General features: G+C 60.6%; 13 protein-coding genes. 8 read left to right on the top strand and 5 right to left on the bottom strand.

Going from position 1 to position 13,126, the window contains the following annotated elements:
• Positions 1–193: 193 nt before the first annotated feature.
• Together zntR and ACTG2G_RS14880 are read left to right on the top strand one after the other, a co-directional pair.
• Complete coding sequence (zntR, locus tag ACTG2G_RS14885; RefSeq protein ID WP_129504718.1) at positions 194–649, top strand: Zn(2+)-responsive transcriptional regulator; 456 nt, start codon at positions 194–196, stop codon at positions 647–649.
• Between the two features lie 214 nt (positions 650–863).
• On the top strand, positions 864–1,103 hold the full coding sequence (locus tag ACTG2G_RS14880) for an alternative ribosome-rescue factor A (RefSeq protein WP_158114335.1): 240 nt from the start codon (positions 864–866) through the stop codon (positions 1,101–1,103).
• Positions 1,104–1,317: 214 nt separating this feature from the next.
• On the opposite strand, the gene hemW is transcribed toward ACTG2G_RS14880, so the two are convergent.
• Together hemW and rdgB are read right to left on the bottom strand one after the other, a co-directional pair.
• Positions 1,318–2,463 (bottom strand): radical SAM family heme chaperone HemW, encoded by a 1,146-nt coding sequence (gene hemW, locus ACTG2G_RS14875; protein WP_421386728.1) that lies wholly within the window; start codon positions 2,461–2,463, stop codon positions 1,318–1,320.
• A gap of 90 nt (positions 2,464–2,553) precedes the next feature.
• Positions 2,554–3,150, bottom strand: a complete 597-nt coding sequence (rdgB, locus tag ACTG2G_RS14870; protein ID WP_005340539.1) for an RdgB/HAM1 family non-canonical purine NTP pyrophosphatase — start codon at positions 3,148–3,150, stop codon at positions 2,554–2,556.
• A gap of 238 nt (positions 3,151–3,388) precedes the next feature.
• Between rdgB and ACTG2G_RS14865 the strand changes: the two genes are divergently transcribed.
• The 3 genes from ACTG2G_RS14865 (at position 3,389) to ACTG2G_RS14855 (ending at position 6,295) form a co-directional block, all read left to right on the top strand.
• Positions 3,389–4,552, top strand: coding sequence for a multidrug effflux MFS transporter (locus tag ACTG2G_RS14865; protein WP_439985583.1), 1,164 nt, complete (start codon positions 3,389–3,391; stop codon positions 4,550–4,552).
• A 135-nt stretch (positions 4,553–4,687) separates the two neighbouring features.
• Entirely contained in the window at positions 4,688–5,737 is a 1,050-nt protein-coding gene (locus tag ACTG2G_RS14860; protein WP_317114601.1) for an oxidoreductase, read from the top strand.
• A gap of 309 nt (positions 5,738–6,046) precedes the next feature.
• Positions 6,047–6,295 carry a hypothetical protein gene (locus tag ACTG2G_RS14855; RefSeq protein WP_005340533.1) on the top strand — a complete coding sequence of 83 codons (249 nt, stop codon included), beginning with the start codon at positions 6,047–6,049 and terminating at the stop codon, positions 6,293–6,295.
• 62 nt (positions 6,296–6,357) lie between these two features.
• On the opposite strand, the gene rimJ is transcribed toward ACTG2G_RS14855, so the two are convergent.
• A complete protein-coding gene (rimJ, locus tag ACTG2G_RS14850) occupies positions 6,358–6,909 on the bottom strand; it encodes a ribosomal protein S5-alanine N-acetyltransferase (RefSeq protein ID WP_158109187.1) in 552 nt (183 codons plus the stop codon).
• Complete coding sequence (locus tag ACTG2G_RS14845; protein WP_005340529.1) at positions 6,909–7,463, bottom strand: GNAT family N-acetyltransferase; 555 nt, start codon at positions 7,461–7,463, stop codon at positions 6,909–6,911. The genes rimJ and ACTG2G_RS14845 overlap by 1 nt, the downstream gene beginning before the upstream one ends.
• A gap of 347 nt (positions 7,464–7,810) precedes the next feature.
• On the opposite strand from ACTG2G_RS14845, the gene ACTG2G_RS14840 reads away from it, so the two are divergent.
• Positions 7,811–9,586 (top strand): M4 family metallopeptidase, encoded by a 1,776-nt coding sequence (locus ACTG2G_RS14840; RefSeq protein WP_421386726.1) that lies wholly within the window; start codon positions 7,811–7,813, stop codon positions 9,584–9,586.
• 32 nt (positions 9,587–9,618) lie between these two features.
• On the opposite strand, the gene ACTG2G_RS14835 is transcribed toward ACTG2G_RS14840, so the two are convergent.
• On the bottom strand, positions 9,619–10,512 hold the full coding sequence (locus ACTG2G_RS14835; RefSeq protein ID WP_005340524.1) for a LysR family transcriptional regulator: 894 nt from the start codon (positions 10,510–10,512) through the stop codon (positions 9,619–9,621).
• A 92-nt stretch (positions 10,513–10,604) separates the two neighbouring features.
• On the opposite strand from ACTG2G_RS14835, the gene mdtH reads away from it, so the two are divergent.
• Both mdtH and ACTG2G_RS14825 read left to right on the top strand, forming a co-directional pair.
• Positions 10,605–11,801: a multidrug efflux MFS transporter MdtH gene (gene mdtH / locus ACTG2G_RS14830; protein WP_005340523.1), complete on the top strand. Its 1,197-nt coding sequence runs from the start codon at positions 10,605–10,607 to the stop codon at positions 11,799–11,801.
• Between the two features lie 139 nt (positions 11,802–11,940).
• Complete coding sequence (locus ACTG2G_RS14825; RefSeq protein ID WP_421386724.1) at positions 11,941–12,876, top strand: bifunctional helix-turn-helix transcriptional regulator/GNAT family N-acetyltransferase; 936 nt, start codon at positions 11,941–11,943, stop codon at positions 12,874–12,876.
• Positions 12,877–13,126: the final 250 nt, after the last annotated feature.

Below are 13,126 nucleotides of genomic sequence, written 5' to 3'. Positions count from 1 at the left end.
TTATTTGGCGCGGCGTTAAACGTTTTCCACTTGATTTTCTCGAAACGTTTGCACTTTCAGTGTTTTATGGGAAAAAGGGTCGCCAGGAGATGTTTATCTGCCCCTTTTATGCCCTTGGCTGGCAATCCATGGGCAAAGGGGTGATAGTGGATTCCGGTTTTTGTGGCGGCATACATTCAAGGGGAGAGAGAGCATGTATCGGATCGGTGAACTGGCCAAGGCGTGCGGGGTCAAGGCAGATACCCTGCGTTTTTACGAGAAGAACGGGCTTATCTCACCGGGGATCCGCAACGAATCCGGCTACCGCCTCTACAGCGAACAGGACAAGCGGCGGCTGGAGTTTATTATCCGCGCCAAGTCGGTGGGATTCTCGCTGGCCGATATCGGCGAGCTGCTCGACCTCGATACCAACAAGGCCAAAGTCACCTGTCAGGAGGTGAAAGCAGTAGCTGACACCAAGCTGGCCCAGGTGGAGCAGAAGATCATCGAACTGACCCGCTTTCGCGACAATCTGCGCGAGCTCTCCAATATCTGCTGCGGCGGGCCGCGCTCGGCGGAGCACTGCGCCATCCTCGAGACACTGGAATCTGGCACCCCGGCCCATCACGAGCATCACAGCCACGACCAGCATGACCCGGTTCACGGCTGACATGGTATGCCTGACTGAGCGTGCCTAGCTCAGTGTGACTGACTCGGCGCGCCCGACGCATTGCTCCGGCGGCGATTTGGTGACAAAATCGCCGCGTTTTTAACCGGTGCCAGTGCATCCGGTTGCCGGGCGCTCAGCTGAACAGGCGCTCGCAGCGAAAACCACCATCCAGACACAAGAATCAACACACCAAGAGAAAAGAAGAGGAGCCATCATGGCCAAAATTCGGGTCGACCAACCCGCCCTCCCCCGTGAGGAAAATGCGCAAGGGGGCTGCTATGCCCATCAGCGCGGCGAGATAAAGGATAACCATCTGCATGCCCTGCTCTCCGATCCGCTGTTTCGCAGCCGAGTCGAGCGCAACAAGAAGGGCAAGGGGAGTTACCAGCGCAAGGCCAAATTTGGCAAGCGGTGGGAGCCCGGCCAACAGCAGATGATCCGCGTCTGCTACTGAGCGGGTTTCTACCGACCAAAACAATCAGGGCACCATTGGCGCCCTGATTGTTATCTCGAAACACGGTTCGCCAAAACTGCCTCACGACCTGTTGCGAGAAGCTGTCAGCAAGGTGAAGAGCAGCGCAGGAACCGAAGCGTATAGATATACGTGAGGCTTCCGAGCAGCGCATGAACCTTGATCACGGCTTCGCAGCCAGATCGTGAGCCAGTTTTCACTCATCCATAAAGAGTTCGAGTAATACGTTGAGATAGCGATGGCCGAGGGAGGTGAGCTGCCAGCTATCCCCCAGATCGTCGATCAGCTCCTTGCTCTGGGCAATGGTCAGCACCGTCTCGACCCGTTCCAGCGGCAAGCCGGTATAGGCCTCGAACTCCGCCTTGGGGGCCGGTTCAAACAGGCGGAAGCGGTTCATAAAATATTCGAGCGGCAGATCGTCTGCCGTCACCTGCCACTGCTCGTCCAGATAGGGGCGACTCTTGTCCAGATACCCTTTCGGATGCTTCACCTTGGCAGTGCGCAGGATTTGCTGATTCACGAGATCGGTCACCTTGCCGTGGGCGCCACAGCCGATCCCCAGATAGTCACCAAAGCGCCAGTAGTTGAGATTGTGATGGCACTGGTAGCCCTCTTTGGCATAAGCCGAGATCTCGTACTGGCGATAACCGCTGGCGGTGAGCATGGCGTGACCCTGCTCGTAGATGTCCCACAGGGTGTCATCTTCCGGCAGTTTGGGCGGTTTGGAGGCAAAGGCCGTGTTCGGCTCTATGGTGAGCTGATACCAAGAGAGGTGCGGCGGGGCGCAGTCGATAGCCTGCTGCAGGTCATAAAGGGCATCATCCAGACTCTGATCCGGCAGACCGTGCATCAAATCCAGATTGAAGGTAGGCAACTTGATGGCATGGGCCAATGCCGCGGCCTTGCGTGCCTCTTCCGGGCCGTGAATGCGGCCGAGGCGGGTCAGCTTCTCCTGCTGAAAGCTCTGCACCCCGATGGAAATACGGTTAATACCGGCGCGCTGGAAACCGGCGAACTTGTCCGCCTCCACCGTGCCCGGATTCGCTTCCATGGTGATCTCGCAATCCGCAGTGAGCGGAATACGGGCCCGAACCCCGTCCAGCAAGGTTTGCATCGCCTCCACCGTCAGCAGACTGGGGGTGCCGCCGCCGATAAAGATCGAGGAGAGCGGCCGCCCTTGTGCCCACTTCAGATCCTGATCCAGATCCTCCAGCAGGGCAGCGACATATTCGAGGTGAGGCAACTCCCCCTTCTGGGCATGGGAGTTGAAGTCACAATAAGGGCACTTCTGGACGCACCAGGGCACATGAATATAGAGAGAGAGCGGCGGCAGTTGCAGCATGGGGCTTCCAATAAAACGGGGGCTCAAGGCCCCCATTGTAGATGACTATGTGTAATTGACCGTGTGTAACCGACAAGGTGGCGAAGTGACTCAGTGCGCCGCAGCCAGCGCCGCTTTGAGCTTGGCCAGCGCCTGACCGCGATGGCTGAGCTGGTTCTTCAGCTCGGCGGGCATCTGGGCGGCGGTGCAGTCGTGATCCGGCACGAAGAAGACGGGGTCATAGCCAAAGCCATGTTGACCGCGCGGCTCGTCGATGATCATCCCTTCCCAGCTCGCCTGACAGATGATGGGAGTGGGATCGTCAGCGTGGCGCATATAGACCAGCACACACCAGAAGCGGGCGCTCTTCAGGTACTCGGGGGCACCTTGCAGCTCGCCGAGCAGCTTCTCGATGTTGGCCTTGTCACCGGCACCCACACCGGCAAAGCGGGCGGAGTAAACGCCGGGGCGCCCTTGCAGCAGATCGACTTCCAGACCAGAGTCATCGGCCACGGCGGGCAGACCGGTAATACGGGCGGCGTGGCGGGCCTTGATGATGGCATTCTCGACGAAGGTGGTGCCGGTCTCATCGGCATCGGAGACAGCAAACTCGCTCTGCGGGATCACCTGGATCTTCATATCGGCCAGCATGGCGGCCAATTCCTTCACCTTTTTCTGGTTACCTGTTGCCAGGACAAGCTTGTTCATCGAGCACCTCCGCAAAAATAATCTGCGCATTCTATGCGGCGCAAGCGTTTAGTAAAAGCGTCAATTACACCCGCTGTGATGGGGTTACGGGGGATTTGCCGCCATCGAATAACCAGCTTTTTAATACATGTTTCCATAATGGAATAACCAAAGTGATTAAATACCATTTCTATTCATTACTGTGAGTCAGTAGACTCGCGCCCCAATTCATTAACCTGGCTGACTAAAGAGGTGACAGATGCCATTGATACTTTTACTCGTACTACTGGTGCTGTTCAGTCCGCTGGCTATCGACATCTACCTGCCCGCCATTCCGCAGATGGCCGAGCAGCTGGGCGCCGAAGTAACCCTGATGCAGGGCACCATCACCTGGTTCCTGTTCAGCATGGGGCTGGGGCAACTGCTTGTTGGCCCGCTGGCCGATCGCTACGGTCGCAAGCCCATCGCGCTGGGCGGCGTGCTGCTCTATGGCCTGAGCGCGCTGGGGGCCGGCTTTGCCGCCAGCCTCGGCGAATTGATGCTGGCGCGAGTGCTGCAGGGCTTCGGCGCCTGCGCCACTTCGGTTGCCGCCTTCTCGGTGGTTCGTGACAGCTACGGCCCGAAAAAGAGCGGCCAGATGATCTCCTATCTCAATGGCGCCATCTGCTTTATTCCTGCGCTGGCCCCCCTGCTCGGTGGCTGGCTCACCGCCAAGGCGGGCTGGTCTGCCAACTTCTGGTTTATGGCCGGTTATGCGCTCATCGTCGGTTGCTGGCTGATGTGGCGGATGCCGGAGACCCGCCCGGAGGAGACCCGCAGTGAAGGGGTCCTCATCAGCTGGTCTCGCTACAGCCCGGTACTGCGCTCCCCCAGCTTCCTGTTCAACGCGGCGCTGTGCATGCTGGCGATGGCGGTGATCCTCGCTTATGTCACCGCCGCACCGGTGCAGCTGATGGTGAAACTGGGGCTCGATATGAGCGGCTTTAGCTACTGGTTTACCGCCAACGCCGCGCTCAACATCCTGGCCTGCTTTATGGCGCCGCGCTTTATCGCCAAGGTGGGGCCAAGACGCACCCTGCGCATCGGCCTGCTGGTGTTGATGCTCTCGGCCATCACCCTGACTCTGGCCATGCACATCGAACATCCGCTGGCGATGATGGGGCCGGTATTCCTCTCCAGCATCGGCTTTGCCATGATCTTGGGCGCTGCCGCCGGGATGGCGCTGGCACCGTTCGGCCACTGCGCCGGTACCGCCGCCGCCCTGCTCGGCCTGTTCCAGATGAGCGGCTCCGGCGCGTTGGTTGGCCTGACCGGTGCCCTGATGCACGACCCGCTCAGCCAGCTGGCGCTGCATATGTGGCTGCTGCTGCCGCCCTTGGTGATGCTGATGACCCGACGCGGTCGCCGCTTGTGTTTGCAATAAATCCTGTGCTCTGATGGGCACACTCAGGGGGCCATCGGCCCCCTTCTCGTTTGTATCGCCTTTACAGCACATGGCCATCCGGCAGATTGCCTGCGATGGCAACCCCACTCACTCGATGTCAGCGGAGAACTCCCGATGAGCCACACTCTCAACGCAGCCCTGGTGGGCTATGGCTTTGCAGGCAAGACCTTCCACGCCCCCTTCCTCTCCACCACGCTGGGCTTGTCCCTGAGTTGGGTGGTGAGCCGCGATGCCGCCAAGGTGCAGGCCGATCTGCCCGGCTGCCGGGTCGGTTCACTGGAGGAGGTACTGAGCGATGAGATCGTCGATCTGGTGGTGATCGCCACCCCCAACGACACCCACGCCCCCCTCGCCCGCCAGGCGCTGCTGGCAGGCAAACATGTGGTGATCGACAAGCCCTTTGCTCTGGATCTGGCAGAAGCGAAAGCACTGGTCGAACTGGCCGAAAAGCAGCAGCGACTGCTCAGCATCTTCCACAACCGTCGTTGGGACGGGGATTTTCTCACCGTGCGCCGTTTGATTGCCGAAGGGACGCTGGGGCAGATCGCCCAGTTCGAATCGCACTTCGATCGCTATCGCCCCGAAGTGCGCCAGCGCTGGCGCGAAGCGGGTGGCCCGGGTTCCGGCCTCTGGTGCGATCTCGGCCCCCATGTACTGGATCAGGCGCTGCAGCTGTTCGGCCAGCCGGACTGGCTACAGGCCGATCTGGCCGAGCAGCGCCCCGGCGCACTGGCGGACGACTACTTCCATGTGGTGCTGGGTTACGGTGCTCTGCGGGTTATTCTGCATGGCAGCTGTCTGGTCTCGGCCACCATGCCGCGTTTCATCGTTCACGGCAGCCAGGGTTCGTTCGTGAAATTCGGTATGGATGTGCAGGAAGATCAGCTCAAGCAGGGCTTGCGGCCCCCGGCGGCGGATTGGGGCATGGATAGCGAACCCGGTCAGCTCAGCCGCATTGTCGATGGTCAGTTACAGCAGCAGAGCGTGGTGGGTGAGGCGGGGGATTATGGCGCCTACTATCGCGGTGTCTGCGCCGCCATCAAGGGCGAAGGGAGCAACCCGGTGCCAGCAAGTGAAGCGCTGGCGGTGATGGCGCTGCTGGATCTGGCCCGCCAGAGCCACCTTGAGGGAAAACGGCTGCCCTGTCAGAAGCTGTCTGACTAAGGTGCGGGTCATCGGCCGCACTTGACCAACCTTGACCTTGTTAAACCGCCACAAGATGGCAGCAAAGCGGTGTTTTATTGTGCAGTTATCACCATTTAACGGCATCTTGTATTGATATCAGTCGTTGCAGTGGAGCTTTTTATCCACGGCACGAAAAAATGTCATTGTGATATCCGTTTTCATCGGTAACTAATGGGGCTATATTGCGCCCGCCTGCTGCCTCTCGGCTTCTTGTTTCAATACCGGGCAACGGTGGGCGCTGTGATGGTTGCACAGACCATCTCTCCATCTTTTTTTGAGGGAATGCACATGAACAAAGTACTGGTAGCCGGTATCCTGGGTCTGATGTTGACTGCTTGCGGTCAGAAAGAAGAAAAAGCTGCCGCTCCTGCTGCTGCTCCGGCCGCCGAAGTTGCTGCCACTGTAGAAAAAGCCGCTAGCGAAGCCACCTCTACCGTAGAGAAGGCCACCTCCGAAGCGACTGCAACCGTAGAAAAAGCTGCTACCGAAGCCGCTACCAAGGTTGAAGCTGCAGTGAGCGATGCCAAGGCCAACTAAGCCTGCACCTCATTCGAAGACGGGTCCGAAGGCAACTTCGGGCCCGTTTTTTTATCTGTCGCTCAGGGGGCCGGATTAATCAGCGAGGTGAGGATGTGATCCTCCCAGCGACCATTGATCATCAGATACGCCCGCGCGAATCCCTCCCGCTCGAAGCCGAGCCGCTCCAGCAAGGCGCCACTGCGCTGATTGGCTGGCATGTAGCAAGCCATGATGCGATGCAGATCGTGCTCCCGAAACAGGTAGTCGATGGCGGCTGACAGCACCTCTCCCATCACCCCCTGTCCCTGATGCTGCTGGTCGATGGCGTAGCCCAGATGACACGCCTTGAAGACCCCCATCAGGATATTGCTGAAGTTGCAGGTGGCGATCACCCGCTCGCCAGCCGGATCGAGGGCCACCAGATTGACGCCGGTGCCGTTGAAGAACTGGCTGTAGCTGTCCTGCAGCCGGGCATGCCAGTAAGAGAGGGTGTAAAAGTGCTCGTCCCGAAGCGGCTCCCAGGGGGTGAGATGGGCACGGTTGCGCCGGTAGAAGTCGAGCATCATGGGGGCCTGATCCGGCGACAGTATGGTCAGGTGGGTGCGGGCCGTCTTGATATGTGGCAGCGCCATCAGGACTCCCTCTGCCTTAACCACTCATCGCGCAGCAAGCTGTAGTGGGCATGGTCCACAATCCGGTTGCCCAGCCGCTCTGCGCGCCGGGTCACCCCCTCCAGCTGCATCCCGAGCCGCTCACAGACGGCCCTGCTGGGCTCGTTATCGGTGGCGGCGCTGATCTCCACCTTCTCCATCCCCATCTCCTCGAAGGCGTGGTGGATCAGGGCCTGACAGGCACGGGTGATGATACCGTTGCCCTGCCAGCGCTCCGCCAGCCAGTAACCGATGACCACCTTGCCAAGGTCATGATCGATGCTGTTGTAACCTATGACCCCCACCACCTCCCCCTGATACTCGATGGCGGTGGTAAGCCCCTCGCCACGGGCGAACTTCTCGATGGCACTGCGAATGAAGAGGGCGCTGTCAACGGGGCGCTGGATCAGTGGCGGCCAGGGTAGCCACTGTGAGAGGTACTCCCGGTTGTCATTGCAGAGGGCAAACAGTTCGCTCGCCATATCGGGCTGCAAGAAGAGCAGCGCAAGCTCGTCGTCCAACTGCCATGAAAACATGGGATTCTCCTTTCAAATCAGTGATCAAATAGCGAACCAGCCACCCAATGTAGCCAATCGCCACTGGCCGCGCCAGCCACTTTTACAGCCCCCCTCCGGCAGGCTTCGCAGAGGGTGACTGCGCACGATCTCTCCTCCCTCAAAAGAGGAGGGTAGGTGTCTGAAACCGGATTATGCTCTCCACATGACGCCGAAGAATGCCCCCAAATGGCACTTTGGCAGATCCTGCTACCCCTTTGTGCTGCGCTGTCACTTTTGACAGGGGGCACTTTCCCCCACCGGCACTAGCTTCAAAACGCCCGACCTTCGGTCGGTTTATCAACCTCATCGATTTAAGGAAAGAAGAGATGAATAAAATTTATCTGGCCGTTGCGCTGGCCTGCTGGGGAAGCGCCGCACTGGCGGCGCAAGAGGTAGAGATCAACGTAACGGCAAACGGCATCCGGGCCATGACAGGCCTCAGTGCCGCGAGTGGTACCTTGCAGCTGGAAGATGGCGAGTTTCGTCAGGTGCGGGTGGTCAAGCTGCCCAACGGCCAGCAGCGGATCCGCTACGAGCAGGTCTGGAACGGCATCCCGGTAATGGGTCAGGTGGTGGTGGCTGACAAGAGCCTGAACGGCCAACTGCAACAGGCCAGCGGGCGCATGCTGCGCCAGATCGATCAGGATGTGGCAAGCCCGGCCGCCACCCTCTCGCCACAGGATGCCGCCAGCAAGGCCAAGGCGGGCAGCAAGGGGAGCAACGAGCAGGTCAAACTCTACGTGATGCAGGATGAGAACGGGCTGGCCCGGCTGGTTTATCAGGTATCCTTCATCGCCGAAGGTGACAAGCCAAGCCGCCCCTTCGTCATACTTGATGCCCAGAGCGGTGAGGAGCTCAAACGCTGGGAGGGGATCAACCACAAGGATGCCACCGGCCCGGGGGGCAACATCAAGACCGGCAAATATTTCTACGGCACCGATTTTGGCCCACTCATCGTCGATGACAACTGCCGGATGACCAGCCCCAACGTCGATACCATCAACCTCAACCACGCCACCTCAGGCGGTGCCATCCACCAGTTCACCTGCCCGGAGAACCGGGTCAAGGAGATCAATGGCGCCTACTCGCCCCTCAACGACGCCCACTACTTCGGCAACGTGGTGTTCGACATGTACCGCAACTGGTACAACACGGCGCCCCTCACCTTCAAACTGAAGATGCGGGTTCACTACAGCAAGAATTACGAGAACGCCTTCTGGGATGGCAGCCAGATGACCTTCGGTGACGGCGCCACCACCTTCCACCCGCTGGTGAGCCTCGATGTGGCGGCCCACGAGGTGAGCCACGGCTTTACCGAGCAGAACTCCGGGCTGATCTATTCAGGACAATCCGGCGGTATCAACGAGGCCTTCTCCGATATGGCGGGTGAAGCGGCCGAGTTCTACATGAAAGGGAGCAACGACTGGCTGGTCGGCGCCCAGATCTTCAAGGGCAACGGCTCCCTGCGCTACTTCGAGGATCCGACCCGGGATGGCAGATCCATCGGCCATGCGGCGGATTATCGGGAGGGGATGGATGTTCACCACAGCTCCGGGGTCTATAACCGCGCCTTCTACCTGCTCGCCACCAGCAGCGGCTGGAACACCCGCAAGGCATTTGAAGTGTTCTTGCTGGCCAACCGCCTCTACTGGGGCGCCAACACCAACTACCAGCAAGGAGCCTGCGGCGTCAGCCGGGCGACCGCCGACCTGGGGTACAGTCAGGCGGATGTGGCACGGGCCTTCCAGACCGTCGGGGTCGATGCCAGCTGCGGCAGCACGCCGCCACCAAGCGACAACGTGCTGCAAAACGGCGTGCCGGTGAGCAACCTCACCGCCAGCAAGGGTGGCAAGCTCAACTACACCCTGAATGTACCGGCGGGCACCAGGTCGCTGCAGATCAGCAGCAGTGGCGGTACCGGTGATGCCGACCTCTACGTCCGCTTTGGCAGCGCCCCCACCAGCAGCAGTTACGACTGCCGTCCCTACAAGGGGGGCAATAGCGAAAGCTGCTCGTTCACCAATCCCAAGGCGGGCACCTGGCATGTACAGCTGTCAGGGTTTTCCGCGTTCAGTGGCGTAACCCTCAAGGCCAGCTACTGATCCACCCGATGCGGGCCTTGTCCCGCATCGCTCTACTCATTGCGCCAGCGTTTCGCCAGCGTGCGGGCGGTGGCCAACACGGTTTCCCGGGCCGGATTGGGCCGCTTGCCACCGCGCCACGCCATCATCACATCCCAATGCTCCTGCGGCAGATTGCGCACATCGAGCCTGACCAGCCGCCCCACCTCCAGATCCCGCTTGATGGCCAGCTCCGGCATCAGGGTGATAAACCCGTGTTCCAGCGCCAGATCCCGCGCCGCACTGGCGGGCTGCACCGCATGCAGGGGGCTGGCCGCCCGCCGCAGCCGCCGCAACTGCTGGATAAAGACGTCACACCCCGGCCCCCATACCTGAGGCGCCAGCCGCTGGTCGGCAATATCCTCCAGGGTGAGGCCGTGACAACCGGCCAGCGGATGCAATGGCGAGGCGATAGCGATGATAGGGGAGCAGCAGAGCAGCTCCATCTGCAGGCCCGCAACCGGCGGGCGCTTGAGCACAAAGCCGATATCGGCCTCGCCGGTCAGCAGCGACTGCATGATCTCGCCGGAGTGATCCGTGGTGCAGCGGATCTCGAACGGCTCGTCCACCAGCTCCATCAATAACGAGCCAAACACCACCGAAGTGAGGGATGGCAGGCTGGAGAGACGGATACAAGGCAGCGCAGGCGCCCCCTGCAGTGCCAACCGCCCTTCGCTCAGAGTGGCCAGCGCCGAGCGGGCGGCAGGGAGAAACTCCTCGCAGGCACGGGTCGGCGTCACCCCGCGCCGATGACGCTGAAACAGCGGTGCCCCGAGGCTCTCCTCCAGCTGGGCAATCCGCTGGCTCACCAGCGGCTGTGACCAGCCACGAATGGCCGCCGCCTGACTGAAGCTGCCCAGCTCGGCCACATCCAGCAGCAGTTGCAGATCGTCCAGATCCATAGACATAAATAATCCTGATATGAAATATAGGTAGTTGTCGTCTACCACTATATCTAAACCCTCTCCAGAATGAAGGCATCTGTGAATGAGAGGGCGTTATGGTCGATAGGGCGAGGTTTTGGGGGCGCTGGTTTCTGGCGCTGGATACCACACTGGTGATCCTGGGTTTCTTTGTGGTGATGCCGATGATCAGCCTGCGCTTCGTCGATCAACTCGGCTGGGCGGCCGGTCTGGTGGGGCTGGCCCTCGGCCTGCGCCAGCTGACCCAGCAGGGGCTGGGGATCTTTGGCGGCTCGCTTGCCGACCGCTTCGGCGCCCGCCCGCTCATCGTCACCGGCATGTTGCTGCGCGCCGTCGGCTTTGCCACCCTGGCCTGGGCCGACAGCGGCGCCATGCTGATCTTCTCCTGCTTCCTCTCCGGACTGGGCGGTTGCCTGTTCGACCCGCCACGGGCGGCACTGGTGATCAAGTTCACCCGTCCCCATGAACGGGGCCGCTTTATCTCCCTGCTGATGATGCTGGAGAGTGCGGGAGCCGTCACCGGTGCCCTGCTCGGCAGCTGGCTGCTGCGCTTTGACTTCACCTACGTCTGCCTGCTGGGAGCCGGACTTTTCACGCTGGCGGCACTCTGCAACTGGACCCTGCTGCCCGCCTACCGCCTCTCGGTCAAACCGACTCCGATGCGGGAAGGGTTGGGACAGGTGCTGGCGGATCGCGCCTTCTGCCGACTGGTACTGATCCTGAGCGGCTACTACATGCTGTGGGTACAGGTGATGCTGATTTTCCCCATTCTGGTCAAGCAGCTCTCCGGCACCACCACGGCAGTGGGCTGGATGTACAGCCTTGAAACGGCGCTGTCACTGGCGCTGCTCTACCCTATCGCCCGTTTCAGCGAACGGCGCTATCGGCTGGAGAGCCGACTGATGGCAGGTATCCTGCTGATGACGGTGGGGATCGGGCTGGTCGCCTTTGTCAGCACTCTCTCCGGCATCTTCGTACTGCTGGCCTGCTTCTATCTGGGGATCATCATCTGTGAACCGGCCCGGGAGACCCTGATGACCCGGCTGGCCAACCCCACAGCCCGCGGCAGCTACATGGGCTTCAGCCGCCTCGGACTGGCGCTGGGAGGCATGACCGGCTATGTGGGCGGCGGCTCCCTCTATGACTTCTCGCTGCAACAGGGACAACCGGCCCTCCCCTGGCTGGTGCTGGGCACCATAGGCGTCGCCACCATGTTGCTGCTGGCCCGCTGCTTCTCCCGCCGCCCGGAGCTGGCTATCAGAGCCGCCGCCTGACGACCGCCCCACCTGCGGCAGCCCAATCAACGGGGCTGCCGCTCATCTCATATTCTGCAAGTCATCACAGCAAAAGGTTGCGAATTACAACTTTTACGCTATTTTAGTTGTCATGCACAACTAAAAAGGAACCCACAATATGGATCCCCGTCCCCTGCGCGCCCTGTCGCGCGATCTGGTTCGCGAACTCGGCATGCTCTCCCAGCAGTGCGGCAATCTGGCCCTCACCCCCATCGAGGCTCACCTGCTGATCGAGCTGGAAAACGCCCCGGCCACCAATCAGCAGCTGGCAGAAAAGCTGCACATCGACAAATCCAACGCCAGCCGTCCGCTGGCACGCCTCGCCGAGCGGGAGCTCATCAGCTGGCACCCGCACCCCTCCGACGGCCGCAGCAAGGAGGCCCGCCTCACCGTCAACGGTCAGGGGATGCTGCTGGAGTTGCACCGGGAGATGGACGGGGCGATGGAAGAGATGCTGGCGCAGTTGAGCCTGCCCGAGCGGGAGCAGCTGTGGCAAGGGCTGCGGCTCTATCGCAGCGCCCTCTCCCGCGCCCGTCGCCAGCGTGGTTACCGGATCCGCCCCATCACGGCGGCGGACAATGCCCAGATCGCCTTGGTGATCCGCGCCGTCTCGGCCGAATATGGCCTCACCGCCGACAAGGGGTATGGGGTCTCGGATCCCAATCTCGACACCCTCTCCCAGAGCTATCAGGGGGAAAAGAGCCGCTATTGGGTTATCGAAGGGCCGGACGGTTCCATCCTCGGCGGTGGCGGTATCGCACCATTGGCGGGAGAAGAGGGAGTCTGCGAGCTGCAGAAGATGTACTTTATGCCCGCCCTGCGCGGACTGGGCCTTGGCAAGCGGCTGGTGTTGCAGGCACTGGACGAGGCGCGTGCGCTTGGTTATCAGCGCTGCTATCTGGAAACGACCGAGGTCTTGCGTGAAGCCACCAGCCTCTATGAATCACTGGGCTTTGAACACCTGCCCGGCCCCCTTGGCTGCACCGGCCACGGGGATTGCGAGATCTGCATGGTGTTGGCGCTTGGCGCCGACGATGGCCAGCGACCGGCCTGAGTGATCAACTCAGGATGAAAAAGGGCGGCACCAATGCCGTAATGCAAGTCAGTTAAGAGAATTTGAGTCCCAACCCGCGTGGTATAAGGGCTAACGAGTGAGGGAAGCATGATGCCTCCCTCTTTTTATTGCATGCCAGTCAGGGCAAGGGTTGGAGCTAAATTGACTCTTTAATCATGGAGCTACTTTTGATATTCAATATCTCGAATATTTAGTCATAAAAGTGCTTAACTGACTGGCATTAGGCACC

Source organism: Aeromonas sp. 55A (genome assembly GCF_051919665.1).
Taxonomy (GTDB): Bacteria; Pseudomonadota; Gammaproteobacteria; order Enterobacterales; family Aeromonadaceae; genus Aeromonas; species Aeromonas veronii.
This window is presented reverse-complemented; position numbering and strand designations above follow the sequence as displayed.